The 18,133-nt window shown below is 62.5% G+C and carries 17 protein-coding genes and 2 pseudogenes; 9 read left to right on the top strand and 10 right to left on the bottom strand.

Going from position 1 to position 18,133, the window contains the following annotated elements; genetic code table 11:
• Window positions 1-10 precede the first annotated feature (10 nt).
• Complete coding sequence (locus tag P3T16_RS21735; protein ID WP_429343922.1) at window positions 11-946, bottom strand: LysR substrate-binding domain-containing protein; 936 nt, start codon at window positions 944-946, stop codon at window positions 11-13.
• Window positions 947-1,127: 181 nt separating this feature from the next.
• Here P3T16_RS21735 and P3T16_RS21730 point away from each other — a divergent pair, with 181 nt between their 5' ends.
• The 4 genes from P3T16_RS21730 (at window position 1,128) to P3T16_RS21715 (ending at window position 3,077) form a co-directional block, all read left to right on the top strand.
• Window positions 1,128-1,430 carry a putative quinol monooxygenase gene (locus P3T16_RS21730; RefSeq protein ID WP_429257475.1) on the top strand — a complete coding sequence of 101 codons (303 nt, stop codon included), beginning with the start codon at window positions 1,128-1,130 and terminating at the stop codon, window positions 1,428-1,430.
• 495 nt (window positions 1,431-1,925) lie between these two features.
• Window positions 1,926-2,213, top strand: a complete 288-nt coding sequence (locus P3T16_RS21725; protein ID WP_429343803.1) for a hypothetical protein — start codon at window positions 1,926-1,928, stop codon at window positions 2,211-2,213.
• 80 nt (window positions 2,214-2,293) lie between these two features.
• The gene (locus P3T16_RS21720) at window positions 2,294-2,752 is read left to right on the top strand and encodes a universal stress protein (RefSeq protein ID WP_429343802.1); all 459 of its coding nucleotides are present in this window, start codon (window positions 2,294-2,296) and stop codon (window positions 2,750-2,752) included.
• Window positions 2,753-2,885: 133 nt separating this feature from the next.
• Entirely contained in the window at window positions 2,886-3,077 is a 192-nt protein-coding gene (locus tag P3T16_RS21715) for a DUF2964 family protein (protein WP_429257477.1), read from the top strand.
• 236 nt (window positions 3,078-3,313) lie between these two features.
• Here P3T16_RS21715 and P3T16_RS21710 read toward each other — a convergent pair whose 3' ends face one another.
• From P3T16_RS21710 to P3T16_RS21685, 6 genes and pseudogenes are all read right to left on the bottom strand, one after another.
• A complete protein-coding gene (locus P3T16_RS21710; protein WP_429343801.1) occupies window positions 3,314-3,595 on the bottom strand; it encodes a PAAR domain-containing protein in 282 nt (93 codons plus the stop codon).
• A 231-nt stretch (window positions 3,596-3,826) separates the two neighbouring features.
• Window positions 3,827-4,075 (bottom strand): hypothetical protein, encoded by a 249-nt coding sequence (locus P3T16_RS21705; protein ID WP_429343800.1) that lies wholly within the window; start codon window positions 4,073-4,075, stop codon window positions 3,827-3,829.
• A gap of 240 nt (window positions 4,076-4,315) precedes the next feature.
• Window positions 4,316-5,230 (bottom strand): hypothetical protein, encoded by a 915-nt coding sequence (locus tag P3T16_RS21700; protein WP_429343799.1) that lies wholly within the window; start codon window positions 5,228-5,230, stop codon window positions 4,316-4,318.
• The gene (locus P3T16_RS21695) at window positions 5,227-8,007 is read right to left on the bottom strand and encodes a lytic transglycosylase domain-containing protein (protein ID WP_429343798.1); all 2,781 of its coding nucleotides are present in this window, start codon (window positions 8,005-8,007) and stop codon (window positions 5,227-5,229) included. The genes P3T16_RS21700 and P3T16_RS21695 overlap by 4 nt, the downstream gene beginning before the upstream one ends.
• A gap of 28 nt (window positions 8,008-8,035) precedes the next feature.
• Window positions 8,036-10,516, bottom strand: a complete 2,481-nt coding sequence (locus P3T16_RS21690) for a type VI secretion system Vgr family protein (protein ID WP_429343797.1) — start codon at window positions 10,514-10,516, stop codon at window positions 8,036-8,038.
• 218 nt (window positions 10,517-10,734) lie between these two features.
• Window positions 10,735-11,927 (bottom strand): annotated as a pseudogene (locus tag P3T16_RS21685) (Tn3 family transposase); the annotation flags it as partial.
• A gap of 251 nt (window positions 11,928-12,178) precedes the next feature.
• Here P3T16_RS21685 and P3T16_RS21680 point away from each other — a divergent pair.
• Window positions 12,179-12,454, top strand: coding sequence for a DUF1488 domain-containing protein (locus P3T16_RS21680; RefSeq protein ID WP_429257478.1), 276 nt, complete (start codon window positions 12,179-12,181; stop codon window positions 12,452-12,454).
• Window positions 12,455-12,549: 95 nt separating this feature from the next.
• Window positions 12,550-13,536, top strand: coding sequence for a zinc-dependent alcohol dehydrogenase family protein (locus tag P3T16_RS21675; RefSeq protein WP_429343796.1), 987 nt, complete (start codon window positions 12,550-12,552; stop codon window positions 13,534-13,536).
• Between the two features lie 91 nt (window positions 13,537-13,627).
• Here the strand turns inward: P3T16_RS21675 and fnr are convergent, their stop codons facing one another.
• A complete protein-coding gene (gene fnr / locus P3T16_RS21670; protein WP_429257480.1) occupies window positions 13,628-14,416 on the bottom strand; it encodes a fumarate/nitrate reduction transcriptional regulator Fnr in 789 nt (262 codons plus the stop codon).
• A gap of 13 nt (window positions 14,417-14,429) precedes the next feature.
• Entirely contained in the window at window positions 14,430-14,711 is a 282-nt protein-coding gene (locus tag P3T16_RS21665; protein ID WP_429343795.1) for a hypothetical protein, read from the bottom strand.
• A gap of 305 nt (window positions 14,712-15,016) precedes the next feature.
• Between P3T16_RS21665 and P3T16_RS21660 the strand changes: the two genes are divergently transcribed.
• On the top strand, window positions 15,017-15,502 hold the full coding sequence (locus P3T16_RS21660) for a universal stress protein (protein ID WP_429343794.1): 486 nt from the start codon (window positions 15,017-15,019) through the stop codon (window positions 15,500-15,502).
• 204 nt (window positions 15,503-15,706) lie between these two features.
• Here P3T16_RS21660 and P3T16_RS21655 read toward each other — a convergent pair whose 3' ends face one another.
• A complete protein-coding gene (locus P3T16_RS21655) occupies window positions 15,707-16,546 on the bottom strand; it encodes a universal stress protein (protein ID WP_429343793.1) in 840 nt (279 codons plus the stop codon).
• A gap of 220 nt (window positions 16,547-16,766) precedes the next feature.
• On the opposite strand from P3T16_RS21655, the pseudogene P3T16_RS21650 reads away from it, so the two are divergent.
• Window positions 16,767-16,874: pseudogene (locus P3T16_RS21650) on the top strand (SDR family oxidoreductase); the annotation flags it as partial.
• Window positions 16,875-16,994: 120 nt separating this feature from the next.
• Complete coding sequence (locus tag P3T16_RS21645; RefSeq protein WP_429343792.1) at window positions 16,995-18,035, top strand: zinc-dependent alcohol dehydrogenase family protein; 1,041 nt, start codon at window positions 16,995-16,997, stop codon at window positions 18,033-18,035.
• Window positions 18,036-18,133 lie beyond the last annotated feature (98 nt).

Raw genomic sequence — 18,133 nt, 5'->3', positions numbered from 1 at the left:
GCAGTCTGAATCAGGGCGCGTCGCTTAGCGGCGCCGATTCCGACGAATCGAGCGCGCGTTCCGTCAGCCAGATTTCCTGTTGCAGCCAGTCGCGAAACAGCGCGACGTGGGGCAGGTCGTCCTGCTCCGCGCGCGTCACGAGCCAGTAGGACTGGTGGCCGTCGACGTGCACATTCAGCACCTGCACCAACTGGCCTTCCGCCAGTTCGCGCCCGATCATGTGACGATCGGCAATCGTCACGCCGAGGCCGTCGACTGCCGCGCGAATCGCGTGATCGAGCAGATCGAATTCGTAGCCGCCGCGCGTATCGACGTTGTCGATGCCGGCAGCCTTCAGCCAGTGTTGCCAGGTCAGATACCGCTGATCGGCGCTCGCCAGCACGTGCAACAGCGTGAACTGATTCAGATCGATCGCCGTGCGTCCCGTCTGGCGCGCCAGCAGCGTCGGCGCGCACACCGCGACGTGACGTTCGTTCATCAACAGGCGGTTGTCGAAACCTTCCCACTCACCGTTGCCGAAGCGGATCGCGCAGTCAAGGACGCCCGATTCGGCGAGATTGTCGTCGACCCGCGTCGACAGGCTCAATTCGAGGTGCGGATGCGCGTCGCGCAGACGACCCAGACGCGGCATCAGCCAGCGGCTCGTGAACGTGGGCGGCGCATTGATGCGCAGCCGGTTGCGATGGGTCTTTTCCTGAAGACTGCGCACTGTCAGTTCTATACGGTCGAACGATTGCTGCAATGCCTGTAGCAGGATACGACCGGCGGCGGACAGTTCGAGGTGGTGATGATGGCGCTGCAACAGCGTCTCGCCAAGCTGCGCTTCCAGTTGCCGGACCTGCCGGCTCACGGCACTTTGCGTGACATTCAACAGCCCGGCGGCGCGCGTGAAGCTGCCCGTGCGGCCAGCGACTTCGAAGGCTTTGAGCGCGTTCAGCGCGGGCATTTTGCGTTTCATGAGTGTCTCTGCTCGGATGCGGTGAACCGGGCGCTATTTTACGTGTTTGGCGCGGCGGAACCGGAACGGCGGACAGCGATTGGGGTTGTAGCAAGAGGGCTGCGACGCCGGCTTGCCCGCGTTCAGAAACGGAGTAGCCTTAACTTCACACTCAGCGTGGAGGTGGGAAATGGTCAATGTAGCGTTGTTCGTTCGCCTCGAGGCAAAGCCGGGCAAGGAAGCCGCTGTCGAGAGCTTTCTTCGTTCTGGTCTGCCGATCGTTCAGGAAGAGCCGGGAACGGTCGCGTGGTTTGGGCTACGGCTGGGACCGTCGACGTTTGGCATCTTCGACGCATTTCCCGACGAGGAGGGGCGGCAGGCGCACCTCGCCGGACGCGTCGCCGCGGCGCTGATGGCGCAAGCTCCCGATCTCCTGTCGCAATCACCTGTCATCGAAAAAGTGGACGTACTCGCGGCGAAATTGCCTGGATAGACGGGGGGCGGCCGCCCGGCTTCCGGATTCACGCTGCTCCATCCTCATCGATTTTCCGGTGAACCAGCCGGCATTGATCATGTTCAGCAGCCAGGGTGTCAGCGCAAATCCTCCATGGTGCCCATCCGGAGGCCTGACACGTTCAGCACGTCGTCGATCCGGCCGGTGATCGTGACGTAGCCGGTCTCCGGGTCGCGAATCGCGCCATCGCCCGCCAGGTACAGCTTCCCCCCGTTCAGCGGCAGATTTCGCGCGCTTGATGCAGGTCAAGGCTCGACGCGGTAAAGCACCGATCATGACCGCATGGGTTCCAGTTGCGATCCGTCGCATGGGGGCCAACGGACGACGGCTTTCTGGCGCTCGAGGCCGCGTTCACCGGGGCAAGCCCGATGAAGAACCGTTGTTGTCGTCGCAGCCTGTTTTCTGTCGTGGAGCGGAAGGAATCAGGTCATTTGAAGCAGCGTATTTCGTGTGAGGTGACCTATGGGAGTCGGCATGCAGATTGTGTATCTGGGATTTGCCGGGACGACGCAGATCGAAGGCGAGGCGGGCGCGCAGTTCGTCCGCCTCGAACGGTTCGGCAAGGAGATCTCCGGGTGTCATCTTGCGATCGAGGCGATCGGCGTCCGGTCGGGGCATTGTGTGTACGACGCGCGCCTCGATCTGATCACCCACACCAACGATCTGGTTCCCGTCGAGCATTGCTCGAATGAGGATCCGAACGTCGCCTTGCGCTCGGCGTTCGACGCCGCGGAGCGGCAGCTCGACCAGTGGCCACGATAGCGCGGCAACACGCCCGTGCCGGTGCCCGCGCGTCGTCGCGTGCTGTTTCCTATCCTTTAGCCCGCGGTGGGGAGACCATCATGTATCAACATATCCTGGTAGCGGTAGACGGCAGCGAGTCTTCGAAGCGCGCATTGAGCGAAGCCATTCGCATGGCGTCGCTCGCGCACGGCCAGCTCACGGCGGCCTATGTGGTGGATAGCTCGCATTCGTTTGCGTATCCCGGTGCGTACGACCCGCTCGCGTTGACGAGAGCGATACGCGCCGATGGCGAGCAGGTCCTCGCCGAGGCCCGCACGCTGATGGCTCAGCATGACGTTGCGGGCGTTGCGGAGATTGTTGAAACCGATGGCCTTTCCGAGGACATCGCCAGTTGCCTGCAGCGCACGGCAGAGCGTATTGCCGCCGATCTCGTCGTACTCGGCACCCATGGCCGCCGTGGCATCCGGCGGTTGGTGATCGGCAGCGTCGCCGAGCGCTTTGTGCGATTCTCGACGTGCCCTGTGCTGCTGGTGCGTCAGGAGCAGCCGGCGTCCTGAGCGCGAGTGGGGGAAACGCGCGTGGCGCCGGCACGCGAAACGGCTAACCTGTATCAAGCGGGATGCCACTTCGTCGGCACAGGTTTTCCCTGACGGTGTACGGCGGTTCCGCGAGGCCGGGCAGGAGGACATCATGGTGCGGGCAGAACGCCGGATCGTGTTTGCGACAATTGCTGTATTCGTCGTGCTGGGCGGCATTGCGGCCGCGATCCACGGATTGCTGTTCGATCAGGACAGTGTGACGCGCAACGGTGTCATCGTCGCGGGAATCGGCGTGGCGTGCCTCGCGCTGATGCTCACGCCGCGTCCCACCGACGAGGACTGAGAAAAGGCTGCCATCGCGCGATGGTTATGCCGCTCAGGCGCGAGCAGCTGAGCGCCCCGGCCGGGTGGGGCGATCATCTCATTAGCACGTTAAGCAGGCGACGGCCTCGGGTATCTTGCGGCGAAGGCGTCAGTCATCTGACGCGCACGCTTGGGGACAAGGCCACCTTACCGGGCTTGTCCCCGAGAGAGGACTCGCTGCGTTCTCTCCCGGTTCGGCCCGTCCGGCAGCCGCGCTCAGTGCGTGAACGATTCGCGCTGCAACGCGATCAGCCGCGGTGGCGGATCACACTTGCACAGACACCAGTCGTCGCTCAGCGCCTGTTCCCGCCCGCCCGGCCCCCGGCTCGGCGGGCGCTTCCCGACACACACGATCCGGCCCGTTGTGTGGCATTTCGGGCACCATACGGGGTCGTGCTCATAGGCCACGGCCCGCCCCCTGATCGTGTCATGCTGCGTGGTCGCAATCACCCGGCCGCCGCCCGTGGTGGTGTCGCCGTGGCAAATGTCGTATCGCATCCTGACCCCCTGTGTGTGGTTGCCTCACCCTGCCAGTCCATCGGTATGACCCATCAAGCGGCACGAAATGCCACTGCCCGAATTCGGGATCGAAGAGCGCCGCTTCCCGGCGCCCGGCCAGGCTGGCCTCGCTGCAATAGACGAATTCCATCGTATCAAACGCACGCAGCATCATCCGGGCCACCGTCCGGTCTCCCAGCCCAGCACGTCGCCGTGCGCCTCGCGCCAGGCTTACAGGTCCGCGCGTTCGTGGGGCTGGTCGACCAGTCCGAGCACGATTTCATCTACCTCGAACGCGTCTAGGGGCGCGCCCGTGGTGGACCCGTGGTGCATCACCCGCGATACCGTCGCGAACTGGTCACCCGGCAGCACCACGATCCGGCCCTCGCGCGCTGGCCACGCCAGATGCATCTCCGCGATCAGCCCCGGTCCGCTCGCCGTGCGAAACACCTTCTGGTCGACCAGGCCGGCATGCGCCACCTCGAAGGTCTCCCGAACAGCTTCCGGCGCGACGCCTCGATCACCGCATGGACCGGCGACAGGTAGCAGGTCACGGCCGACCCGGCGTCGGTTTCATGGCCAGCCGCGCCCAGCCCGCCATTACGGCCGGGGCGGGCCAGCTCGAACGCGTCGGTCTGCGAAAAAAAGCGGCCGCGCTTCACCGTGCCGGTCCGGGGGAGTCGTGTTCAATTGCGGTTGTCTCCTTACTTCATACCCAGTTCAATCTGGAAATCCCTGCGGAACAAGAATAAATGGCAAATTTCGCGCTTTCATAGCTGACGTCCATGTTCCAGTAATGCCCACCTTACCAACAGAACCATTAAACACACCAGTCAATCCACCATCCGGTCCACCATATTCTTTAATCTGCACACGGCCATTTCCGTCTACATGACCATCAATGGAAATGTCTTTCCTTTCTTTTATGTAGAAATACCTTCCATTTATATGATTATTTTTTACATTTAAATTCATATCTATATACGCCCGGGCCCCAACAACTCCAGAGAAATTATAATTCCCATCTGCTAACTCGCTGCCAGATGCACCGCAGGCAATCGAATCAACAGGAAGCAGACTATCTTTGCTAGCGAGTGGAACAAAGCAGCGTTCACTTTCACGTTTGTGATTCGCTTCACTGATAGAAATGTCGATCCACGGTGATGGCCACTTCGATAGCCGCTCATTTTTGGCAGCAATTTTTCCGGTTTCGGCATAAGCTCGATCCCAGACACCGCTATCAATTATATGATTCGCAATTTTCGCCTTCACACCAGACCAACGCATACCAACATCGTCAGATGAGTTAATTAGAGAGACCGAAAATTCATATGCCGAATCGTACACCCAAGAGTTGTTCAGCATTTTTAATGGAACAATCAATGTCGACTTGTCGTTTGTCGAGCTTTCTCGCACAAGCACATACTGACCATTAAATTTCAAGAGCGACACATCGGCAAGCATCCCCTGATTCCCAATCCCTTGGACCAGTACTTTGCCGGTTGCCCCCTCGATGAGCGCGCCGGCAGGTGTAAGCTGCAAAGCGCACTTCCCATCATTGCCCCCGCAATCTACAGAAGAGAAAGATGTCGTAGACCAGAATATAGCAAAAACACAAAGCATCTTCTTAATCACGAACACTCCTTTAGCAAGGCCTCGAATTTTTTTGCATATTCCGCAAAAATATCATTTTTATCAGTCCCATTGATAATTCTCCTTGCTCCCAAATAGTCGCGCTGACTGTCAGAGATGAAATCCGATAGCTTAAATCCAGAGAACTTTCCATTTAGCATGCCATGCACCATAATATTGACAGCATGCGACCAAACAAGTGCGTCATCTGGATTTTTCACCAAATCAGAACCCGTTATTGGTGAAAATACCCTATACCTCTTTTTGAAAGTGATTTGCACCAGCCCACGACCCCTATATTTGTAACCATCCCCAATCTCTGTGTTTTCATTGACAATAGCCCTATCCTTGTGCGCCTTGCTTGCCGTCGCCCCACATCCATAATTCGCTTCGGCGTCCGCGTAAGATATTCCTTCAGAAACTGGTCCGAAGAATATCCCCTTATGAAAATCGTACGATTCCACACGTGCCGTGGCTAGCATATATGCCACATAGCCGATATTTAAATTTTCCGCCGTGGAGATATATAGTTCGTCAATCCACGTCATCAGCGTTCTCAAATTTGCTTCCGACTGCTCCGACAAAGGCGGAAGGCTGCTTTTCGGACCATGCTCTTTGTCGTACCAACCAAAATCATTGGAATGTGCAGCTTTGTAAAGCGCAATGAACTTTTCGATATCGATATGTTGTTTGTGCGCGAAATTCCCCACCAGCGCGACCGGATGGATGTGATGCACGACCGGGCTGGCCGGAAAACCCTCAACCTTGCCCTTCACCTCGTCCCACCACTGAAGCTTTTTGATCCGCTGCAATTCGCACGTCCAATTCTCGCGCGCGTTGCGCATCAGCGGCGAGATCGCTTCCCACCGCGTCATGTTGCCACCCCATTCGCTCTCGGATTGCAGAATCACGTGGCCCAGCTCGCTGGCCAGCCAGCGCGTATTCAACGCCTGCTGTAGCTTGCGCGCCGTCACCACATCGCGGCCATCCGGGCCTGGCTCCGGCTTCTTGTGGCCGTACGGCACCGGCAGACGCGAGACCGTCTGTTCCAGCCGCTTCAGCAGCTCGCTGCCGTTCACCACCTGCGTCGACGGCTCGAACTCCTTCTGTTCCTTCCAGTCCGCCGAGCCGGTCACCGACAGGTTGCGCCGGAATGCATCGGTCAACTGGATGCAAGTCGCGTCCACGATCTCGAAACCGGGCCACGCCCACGGGCTTTCCCACACCGTGCCCGGATGCGCCTTTTCGCATACCCAACCCCAGTCAGATCCGCCCTCGGCCTTGCCGATCAGGACCCGCCACCAGTGCGTGCCCTTGTCGTCCACGGCCCGGCTCTCGGCCTTCTGTCCGTCAAGATGCGCGCGCGGAAACGCCAAGGCCTGCCCGTCGACCGGGGTGGCCGCGAACTTCACCTGCAACGGAAACACGCTCCAAGCCGGCAGATTGCTGGGGGACTTGAACTGGTCCGCCTGCTTCCGCTCGACCCACACGGGCGCACCGTCAGGCAGGGTGAATATGTCCTCTTTTCGCATCGGCTGCACCTTCACCCACGGGCCATCGCCCGGACTGTCGGCAGTCGGCTTCAGTTCGGCCAGCGGATGCGACGCGTCACCCAGCTTCAGGTTCGGCGCAAACGCCTCCTTCACAAGCTTCGCGCCCGGCTGGATCAGCAGCATCGTGCGCTGGTACTGGTCGGCGGGCAACTGCGCGGCCCGGGCGCGGCTTTTCTCCAGGAACGCCTTGAACTCGTTTCCCGCGAACACTTCGAGATGCAGCAATTGCCGCTTCGCGACGGGCGGCAACGGGGTCGAGCGCTCATAGTCGTGATATTCGCCGATCTGCCCGAGCAGCGTGCCGGCCGACACCGGAATCCGCTCCATCTGGGGACGCGTGACGGTCGTGCCCAGCGGGTTCGGCTCGGTGAGACATTCGTTGTCGTGCAGATTGATCCAGCCCCAGTCGCCCTCCGTCGTGAGGGTTGCGAGCTCGGCCCGGTCGTCATCGGGCCGCACCCACGGCGCACTAAGATCGTCCGACCCGAATAATGCGCCGCTCGTCGGGCTGAGCATGCCGCCGGCGCGAATCTCCTTGATATGTCCCCACTCGCCACGCCGCTCGCCAATCGTGACCTCGCTGGCTTCCGGCAAAAAACCCACCGGCTCGCCGGCCGTGAAACGGCCATGCGAGCCGGCCTTCGGGGCAGTGCGCACCAGCGCGCCCTGCGAACCGCCGCCGTTCTGCTGGTCCTTGCCCTGGATGCGATAGGCCTCCACGCCGAGCCACCAGCCGGGCCGCTTGAGCGTGTCGTTCGACAGATACGTCGCCCAATCAGCCAGGTGCATGTACAGGCTGTAGAACGTCAGCGTCTCGTCAGACGGCTGCGGCCCCGTGCTGCCCGGCGCCGGCGGCAACGTCATCCGGTGACGCATCAGCACGAAGCCGGTGGAATACATCGCCCACCGGCCGTTCTGCGTAAAGTGCAGTTGAGGATAGGCCTCGTCGATCCTGTAGGCGACGATCTCGCCGTTCGCGATGCTGCGCGCCCCCCCGGACTGGTCCAGCAGGCTGGTCGAGCCCTCGCCAAAATGCACGCCGCCGTGCGGAAAACCGTTCACGCCCAGCGGAAAAAAACCGTCCTCCATGCGCGCAAGCGCGCTATAGACGTCCTGCGGGTCCGTGATTTCCTTCCCGTTCCTGTCCGGAAACGGATAGCACCACTTGAGGGAGGCGGGGCCAGCTGGCTGCGCCGGCTCTTGATGCGGAGTCGATGGGTTGCTCATGTCGAAGGGATGTCAGGAATCCAGAAGATCAGCCGGAGAATTTCGAACCATGCTGTTGCAGGTCGCCAATGTCGTTCACCCACGGCAGGGCCGCCTTGGTGATCGTGCCATCCGGGGCGTCCTTGCTCCACGACACAGCCTTCTCGATGTAGTCGCCCTGCGTGGCGTGCGTGATATTGCAGTTGGTGATCCGGTAGTACGAACCACCGCAGCGCAGCAGGATTTCCTTCTCCGCGTCGATCACGACACGCCCTTCCGTGCTGCGAATGAGCGTATCGCCCTTCGACGCGATGCTCACCTCGCCGGCCAATGCCTGGATCAGTACCTTGCCCCGTCCTGGCAGCTTGAGATCCAGGCTGTGCGCGAACAGCGAGATCGCCCCCTTCGCGGCCAGCGCGATGGTGCGCAGGACATTGACGTTGAATCCCGCCGAGCTCGCCACGCTCATGTCCTTGCCGGTCGACACCATCAGACGCTCTGGCGTCGCCACGCCGATGCCGGCCGGCGCGGACAGCGCCATGACGGACTCGTTCAAGCCGTTGAATTTTTCCTTCAGCCACTGGTTTTCCGCCTTCAGGTCCGCGATTTCGGCCTTGGCGGTACGCGCAGCCTCCACCAGCTCCTGGATCTGCGCCTGCGACAGATTGAACTGCCCGGTCGCCGGCTGCGTGTCGGATTGCTCGCCCTGCGCGTTTGGCTGCGCATAGGCCGTCAGGTGCAGGCCGCCGCCCGCGCGCACGTTCCCCTGATTGTCCGTGCGCAGCTCGAAGCCCTTCCCCCTATCTTTGTGATTACGGTCAACCGTGTGGCCCAGGTTGAGCTGCGTCTTGCCGTGCTCGGTGGCAAGCTTGATGCGCTCCTTGCCGTTCCGGTCGTCCATCTCCAGCGTGTTGTTCGATCGCGTGCGCAGCGTGTTGCGCGTGCCCCACGGCGCGCCAGCAATGATCGGGTCGGTATCCTGCGCCGTGTGCAGGACCTGGCTGATAAACGGCAGATCGGGATTCCCCCACAGGAAGCCCACGGTCACGACCGTGCCCTCGACCAGGCCGAAGTGGAAACCGGTCTGGCCCGCGCCCGCGAACGGCTTGGCCAGCCGCATCGGACAGCTTTCCAGCCCCGGCTTACGCGCGTCCTTGTCCGTGTGGAGATGCACGATGTAGCAGCCCTGCAGGTCCAGATACGGGTCTTTGTACCCGCCGGGCGAGGCAATAGTGCCCGTGATGACCCCCTGGATTTTGGGCCACGTATGTTCAAGCAACGGCAACCGGTACAGCCGGTCGGACGGAATCGCATCGAATTCGACCGTGTAACCTTTCTTGCGCGAGGCGCTGCACGTCACCCGCACCGCGAGCAGCCCGTATTTAGCATCGGGCAAGTCCCGGTTCGACAGCTTCAGCACGCTGCCGGGCGTCAGATCCAGCATGTTGCAGGTGCCGTGATACTGCACCTGTTCGGCCAGCGCCACTTCGCGCCGGAGCTGCGCTTCTTCCTTCGCCTCCGCCTCGCTCAGGTCGGGCGTCCCCCACGTATACGTCTCGCCGTACGTGGTGCGGTCCTCATGGATCGGACTGGCCGCATCGATCGGTTTGGATGTCCGGTTCTCCTTGCTGAACGTACGCACCGTGTAGTTCGTCGGCAAGGTCGTCGCGCGCATTTCAAGCGTCTGCACGGACTCAACGCCGCTGGTTTCCAGTCCGCTGAGCGACCGGTACGCGACCGCCAGGCCGGGATCGCGGCGGTAGTGCGTATAGTCGTCGCCAAAGCGCACCCGCTCGCAATGCTCCCCCGTCTCGCACACGAACCAGATGCCCGAACGACGGCACAGCCGCGTGGTGAAGGCAAGGTCGTCCTCGCCCCACTGCATCACGAAGCCACGCTTGCGATAGGTCCGGTGCAGCCTGAACTCGAAGCCGGCGAAAACCTGGTTGAAGTCGTGTTCCCGCAGGATCTGCTCGATGATCTCGGGGATGGTCATATCCAGGAAGAACCGGCATTTCGGCGCGTTGCGCAACAGCGCCAGACGCGATTCCAGCACGATCTCGTAGATGGACTCGTCGCGGTTGCTGGCAAGCAGAGCGAAACCGGTAATCACGCCCTGCACGCGGTGCGCGGGTTCCGGCTGGCTCCAGCGGTCGCGCGGCGGCGGCTGGATCACGAAGGCCGCGATCCGGTTCAGCAACTCGCTGCGTGACAGGTCATGCCGGGGATGGGTGAACTGGATCGTGTACTTCGTCGGCTCACCGATGCCGCGCGCACCGTCGAACGCATAGACGTCCGCCAGCGCCGCATCGGGGAGCGCCCGGATGTCGAGGCTGTAGAACTGGTGGATGTTGACGCCCGCGCGCGCGGTCGCGTCGAAAAAAGCCGTCGAAGGTTTCAAGCGGTTCTCCCGATTTACTGGTTGGGGTTGGCCCGCTCGCCCTTGAAGGCGAACACATCGGCCAGGGCGGAACTGGCGGTCTGCGGCATGCCGGGAGGGTAGTGCCGGTGCGTGGCGCGTTTCGCGCAAGCAGGTGCATGGCTGGTTTCTGGACTCAAGAGCGCCCCTAGCTATCGTCTGCGGAATATCCCATCGGCACTTAACTCGACAACCCATCTTGAAAAAGACAGGAATTGTCAGGCTTTGTGATGCCGCAAATCCGACCGTTCCGGCAGGGATGATCGACGCGACCGGAGCACGAAGAAGTGAAATGAGGTCACGTCGGAGAGCGCTCAAAAACCGGTGATTTACGCTTCAGGAAGTGGTCGCAGTGGCCTGAATCTTCCCGCCTGAAGGTTCTGGTTTTGCCGCCATACGTAATCGCCCGTCAGATTGAAATGTTCCCAGCCAAGAGGCGAAAGATATGGCAATAGCCCGGCGTCGCGCTGCATGCTGCGGGTCTGCATCGCCTGGACGGCCCGCTCCAGGTAGACGGTGTTCCACAGCACGATTGCAGCGGTGACCAGATTCAGTCCACTGGCGCGGTAGCGCTGCGACTCAAAACTGCGGTCGCGGATCTCCCCAAGGCGATAGAAGAAGACCGACCGGGCAAGCGCGTTGCGAGCCTCGCCCTTGTTTAGCCCGGCATGCACGCGACGGCGCAGTTCGACGTTTTGCAGGCAGTCCAGGATGAACAAGGTACGCTCGATGCGACCAATTTCGCGCAAGGCGACAGCAAGGCCATTCTGCCGGGGGTAGCTACCCAGCTTGCGCAACATCAGCGAGGCGTTGACGGTGCCTTGCCGCATCGACGTTGCCAGGCGCAACACCTCATCCCAGTTCCGCCGGATATGCTTCTCGCTGTAGCCGTCGCCGATCATCGGCGTTAGTGCGGGATAATCCTTCACGCTGCCGGGCACGTACAGTTTCATGTCGTCCAGATTGCGAATGCGAGGCGCGAACTGGAACCCGAGCAGATGCATCAGCGCAAAGACGTGATCCTCGAAGCCGTTGGTGTCGGGGTAATGTTCCTTGATGCGCAGATCCGACTCGTGATGCAGCAATCCATCGAGCACATAGGTTGAATCGCGCACGCCGACGTTGACGAGATCGGGTAAAACGGCGCGTACTGGTCGGAGATGTGTGTGTAGAACATCCTGCCAGGCTCGGCGCCGTACTTCGGGTTCACGTGCCCGGTGCTTTCGGCGCCCCCGCCGGCCCTGAAGCGTTGACCGTCCGAGGACGAGGTGCTGCCATCACCCCAGTGGGCCGCAAACGGATGGGTGAACTGCGCGTTGACCAGCTCGGCCAGGGCCTGCGAATAGGTTTCGTCCCGGATGTGCCACGCCTGCAGCCACGACAGTTTCGCATAGGTGGTACCGGGACATGCCTCGGCCATCTTGGTCAGTCCGAGGTTGATCGCGTCGGCAAGAATCGTCGTAAGCAGCAACGTCTTGTCCTTCACGCTCTCGTCGGTCTTCAGGGGCGTGAAGTGACGGGTCCCGAATTTGAGTCCCATCGCATCCCTCGCTCCGCCAGCGGGCGTCCTCGGCCGTAATCGGGTGCAATCGGGCCCCCGCGACCGACCGGGAGCGGCATTGATCTGGGTCAAGCGCTGGGAGGCGCGACTTGTCGTGTGGCGCCGACGGCCTATCCTGTGTGAAGGCGCCCGTCGCGCGTGGCGACACGCGCCTCGCCATGCGGCGGATCCGGATGCGCGTTCTGGAACCACGCATCGAGTGAAGTACTCTCATGCATATCCATTTTCCGCAGGAACGCCCGGATTATTGCGGCCGGGACCTTGTGCTGGCGTTTCCGTCGGTCGTCAACGGCAAGCGTGTCCAGTGCGCGATCACCGCCGAGGCACTCGAAGATCATTTCGGCGCGGCGTCGCTACGCGAGGATGACCTGCTCGCCGCGTTCGAGGCGCACCGGGCGGCCATCGAGCACGCGGCCGAGCGGATGTTGAAGGAAGTCGATGGCAAGCCGGTGCTGTTACGTAGCGGCTACTTCCGGTTCTGTGAGTGACGCGCCACGTAAGCAGCGGTCGTCATCGGCGCGGCGATAACCGGTTCGCCCCGGCCTTCCCGGCGTCGACTGGAGATCAATCTGGGAGGCAAGCGATGCGCGCGATGGTGTTCGACGGCAGCTCGAGTCTGCTACGCGACATGCAGGTGCCGGATCCCGCACCGGCCGCCGGACAATTGTTGATCGACATTCGCGCTTGCGGGATTTGCAGGACCGATCTGCATGTCGTCGACCGGGAATTGACCGATCCGAAGCGGCCTGTCATTCCCGGGCACGAGATCGTCGGCACAGTCGCCGCGCCCGGCGCCGATGTCACGGGATTCGCCGTCGGCGACCGTGTGGGCGTGCCGTGGGTCGGGCGAACCTGCGGACATTGCCGCTATTGCCTCGCTCACCGCGAAAATCTGTGCGATGAGCCGGGATTTACCGGTTACACGATCGACGGCGGCTACGCGGAGCGTACGGTCGCCGATAGCCGTTACTGCTTTCACCTGCCGCCTCAGTATTCCGACGTGGAAGCCGCGCCGCTGCTATGCGCCGGCCTGATCGGCTACCGAACCTTGAGCATGGCCGGCGACGCGCAGCGCATCGGCATCTACGGATTCGGCGCGGCGGCCCACATCGTCGCGCAGGTTGCGCGGCACCAGGGGCGGACAATCTATGCGTTCACGCGGCGAGGCGATACGGCCGCACAGCAACTCGCGCTCAGCCATGGCGCAACATGGGCCGGCACTAGCGACGACACGCCGCCCGAGCCGCTCGACGCCGCGCTTCTGTTCGCGCCGGTCGGCGCGCTTGTACCGCTTGCGCTAAAGGCGGTGGCGAAGGGCGGCATCGTGGTGTGCGGCGGAATTCACATGAGCGACATCCCGTCGTTTCCGTATGCGTTTCTGTGGGGCGAGCGGCGGGTCGTATCGGTCGCCAACCTGACACGCGAAGATGGCGTCGCCTTCATGCGACTCGCCGGCGAGACGCGTCTCGAGATCGAAACGACGCGCTATCCGCTCGGTGACGCCAACCAGGCGCTTGCCGACCTGCGCGAAGGACGGCTGACAGGCGCCGCGGTGTTGACGGTCCGTTAAGGTCGCATCAGGAAGCACGGCGCTGAAAGCGCCTCGCTGTGAGTTCCGGCATCGGAGGGAACCGGCCCGGCGGCCCGGTCCCCGATCGACTTCATACCCGCGCCAGTCCGTCCAGATCGAGAATGTGAATCTGCTTGCCACGTGTCTCCACCAGACCTTCCCGCTGGAACTTCGAGAACATGCGGCTGACGGTTTCGAGCTTCATGCCGAGATAGCTGCCGATCTCCTCACGCGTCATGCGCAGATAGAACTCGGCGGGCGAATAACCGCGTGCTTTCAGCCGGGTGGACAGGTTCAGCAGGAAGGCGGCGACGCGCTGTTCGGCGGACATCGTGCCGAGCAGCATCATCAGCACCGATTCCCGGACGATCTCGCTGCTCATCATCCGGTGCACATGCTGCTGGACGCCTTTGGCTTCCCGGCAAAGCGATTCGAGCAGGTGGAAGGGAATGATGCAGACATTGCTGTCCTCGATCGCGATCGAATCGCAGCTGTGGTGGCCGGTGCTGACGCCGTCGAGTCCGAGCGCGTCGCCCGCGAGATGGAAGCCGGTGACCTGCTCGCGTCCATCGCGATGCATGACGATCGTCTTGAACGAGCCCGCGCGCACGGCATAGATGCTCTGGAACGAATCGCCCGTGCGGTAGAGCGCTTCACCCTGCTTCACCACGCGTGTCGAGCAGATGATCGCGTCGAGCCGCAGCAATTCGAGCGGCGAGAGACCCTGCGGCATGCAGACAGAACGCATCGCGCAGGTGGAGCAGCGCGACGCCGGACGTGTCGCGTCGGCGTGGGCGCCTGCCGCGTTGGGCGCGCGGGATACCGCCGGGATGTTGCGGGCAGGCGGCGCGTCGACAGGGTATTCGGCAACGTCAGACATGATCTGCTCCTCTTCACTCAGTGGCGCCAGCAACACGCTCGCGCGCGATTCTCTCAATCGTGTCTCGCGCCAACTGGAATTCGCTGGTCTTGTCGAAGAAGTAGTGCGCGCGACGGCCATGCAGGCTTCGCGAAACGACGCATCCGAATGGTTGGTCAGCACGCGTGCCGACAGCGGCGGCGACACCCGGCACGAACACAACCCTAGCCACCACACCGGGTCGCTGCCCGAGTGCGGCGATACGCGGCCGTTCCGGCTGCGTGCGAGCGCTGTGAGCCTTATTGTGCACTGCCATGCGGGTTCGCCTGACCGGGATCTTTCCACGTGGAGCGATGTCAATGCGGAGAGGGGAGAAATTCGTCTGAGGCCCTCGCCTGAGCGGCGCGGATTGTACCTCCCCTCATTTTGCCCGCTTTACCCGTGGTGTGCCAGGCGAAACAGCGAGTAGCCTGTACAGGATCTGCCCGCCCGGCCGGGACAGCGCCCGACGCTTGATCCGCGTCAAGTCTACGTCCGTGACTGGCGGTCACACTGAAACCTCGCACGCGGCCGCGACGGTCGCGCCATCAACATGAGCGGGCGTAAGCCCCGGAGGCGGTCATGTACAAGCGAATTTTCACGGCGATCGACGGCAGCGGCTGCGCGCGGCTTGCGCTCGAAGAAGCGATCAGGCTGGCGCAGGTCACGAATGCCACGGTAACGGCCGTTTGCGTCGTCGAACACGCGGCGCGACTCGTCGATGTCGGGGAGGGGGTCCTCGACGACGATCCCACGAGCATCGAGGCGTCCGAACGGGCCACCGCCGCGCTGGCCGAAGCAGACGAATGCTTTCGAAAGGCCAACGTGCAGGGCGTGGCCCGCGCGATCGACGCCTGGGGCGAAGACATCGCCAGCGTGCTCTCGCGAACGGCCGACGAGTGCGAGGCCGAACTGGTCGTCATCGGCACGCACGGCCGCCGGGGCTGGCGGCGGATGCTGATGGGCAGCGTCGCCGAATCGCTGGTCCGGCTGACGAGCCTGCCAGTCCTGCTCGTGCGCTTCGACCCGGAGGCTGAGCCGCCGATCGGCGCGAGCGCGGCCCCGTAAGGGTCGCAGGTCGTGGCAGGCAAGTTTCGTCCGCCGGGGGGGGGCGCCAGCGACGCTGAACGTCATCGTTCCGCCGATACCGGTCGCCTCGCCCGAAGCGGCCGGCCGCCGGTCCGGACTGTCGTCCGTGCAGCCAGGGAGGCGGACCTGATGCTCGATGAGCCCGTGTCGATCACCACAAATGCGCGTGTTCGCATGAGCGCGTCAGTGCGACATCAGCACGGGCAGGGTCATCGACTGGAGTACCGAGCGAGTAACGCCGCCCATCACGAGTTCCTGCCAGCGGGCGTGACCGTACGCGCCCATCACCAGCAGATCGCTTCCGCCATCGGCGGCGTGCGACAGCAGCGCTTCGCCGATCGGGTCGGCGTGCGGCACGACCAGATTTTTCACTTCGACCTGGACGCCATGTCGCGCAACGACCGCCGCGATCTCCGCGCCGGGAATCCGGCTACCGGGTGGCTCGCCTTTCGCGCCGTTCACGGTGACGATTGTCGTCAGCGTTGCGCGCCGCATGAACGGCAGCGCGTCGTGCACCGCCCGCGTCGCCTCGCGGCTGCCGTCCCATGCCACGGTGATCCGGGACCCGGCCGACGGAAAGTTGCCGGCATAGGGCACCATCAATACCGGACGGCCAGCCGACATGACGAGCGCTTCGGGGAAATGGTCGCCGACATAGGCGTCGGGATCGTTGGGGTCGTCCTGGCCGGCCACGATCAGGTCCGCACAGCGGGCGAGGCGCGGCACGGCGTGGTTCGCGTATTCGTCGGTACTGATCCAGTCCACGGGCACCTGCGCGCGCATCGCTTCGGCGTGAAACAGGCGTTCGAGCGCCGCACGCCGTTCCTGTCGAAGGTTTTCGTGTTCGGGGTAGTAGCCGGCGGTGCCCGCCATGACGTAGAACGAGCGCGGATCGGGCGTGAACACCGAAAACACGCCCGTGATGTGAGCGTCGAAACGCTTCGCGAGATCGAGCGCGAGTTCGAGCCGCGGATGGGCGCGTTCGCTCGTGTCGAGATGAACAGCGATGCTCTTGTAGCTCATTGCGGCGACTCCAGAAAAAGGACGGGCGGGCTTGCATCATCTGGAGTCTATGAGCGCGGCTGCTCGGGGGCTTGACGCAGATCAAGCGTGAGACACAGCCAGCCGTTTGATACAGGTCAAGGAGATGGCGACGCGTTCACCTGCAGTGGTCGGATACCGCTGTCGTGGCTGTCGCGCTTCGTCTTCGTCTCTTCCTCGCGTTTCAGGAGCTCATCATGGCGGCCAGCCCGACGAAATTGCCGCGCTGGTTGCGTTTCCCTGCTCTGACGACGCCGGCTTCATCACTGGCGCCGATCTGGCGATCAACGGCGGCATGCACATGCAATGAAGCGGGATCTCTCAAGGCGCGCGCAGCGGCCTACACTTGATGCACGTCAACCCTCATATTGCGCTGCAGCCTACAGTCGTTTCAGAGAGGACCCTTTGTTCCATCACTGGAGGCGCGACAATGAAAGCACTTGTGTATCACGGTCCGGGAAAGAAATCGCTGGATTCACGGCCGGTTCCCGAGCTCGCGGCACCGACCGATGCAATCGTCAAGATGACACGCACGACCATTTGCGGCACGGACCTGCATATCCTGAAGGGCGACGTGCCCACCTGTGAACCGGGCCGCATTCTGGGCCATGAGGGCGTCGGCATCATCGAGCAGGTTGGCGCCGCGGTGTTGTCGTTCAAGCCAGGCGATCATGTGTTGATCTCGTGCATCTCGTCGTGCGGGAAATGCGACTACTGCCGGCGCGGCATGTATTCGCATTGCACGACCGGCGGCTGGATTCTCGGCAACCGGATCGACGGTACCCAGGCTGAATACGTGCGCATTCCGCATGCGGAAACCAGCCTGTATCCCATTCCCGCCGGCGCCGATGAAGAAGCGCTCGTCATGCTGTCCGACATCTTGCCAACCGGCTTCGAATGTGGTGTGCTGAACGGCAAGGTGGAACCCGGCAGCACGGTGGCGATTGTGGGCGCCGGGCCGATCGGCCTCGCTGCGCTGCTGACCGCGCAGTTTTACTCGCCGGCGCAGATCGTGATGATCGATCGCGATGCGAACCGGCTCGAGATCGCGAAACGGTTCGGCGCGACGGCCTGCATCGATCCCGGCCACGCCGATGCGGTGATGGAAGTCATGAAACTGACGGATCAGACCGGCGTCGATTGCGCGATCGAAGCAGTAGGTGTGCCGGCCACGTTCGAATTGTGCGAAGCGCTGATCGCGCCGGGCGGCGTGATCGCCAATGTCGGCGTGCATGGCGTGAAGGCCGACCTGCATCTGGAGAAACTGTGGGATCGCAACATCTCGATCACCACGCGCCTGGTGGATACCGTCAGCACGCCGATGCTGCTGAAGACAGTCCGCTCCGGCCGGCTCGATCCGAAGCAGCTGATTACCCACCGTTTTCATCTCGAAGCGATGGAGAGTGCCTATGACACGTTCGGCCGCGCGGCGGATACGCACGCGTTAAAGGTGATCATCGAAGTGCCTTGAGCGGCACGCGACGCGAGGAAATGGAACTGGATTTTTGTCGGCGACGAATGAAACCTGATCCTGCCCGCGGAATGCGGCTCCGGGAAGCGCTTGCAGAT

The sequence above is a fragment of the Paraburkholderia sp. GAS42 genome (assembly GCF_050436565.1).
GTDB lineage: Bacteria > Pseudomonadota > Gammaproteobacteria > Burkholderiales > Burkholderiaceae > Paraburkholderia.
Note: the sequence above shows the minus strand (reverse complement) of the source record. Positions and strands in the feature narration are given on the sequence as shown.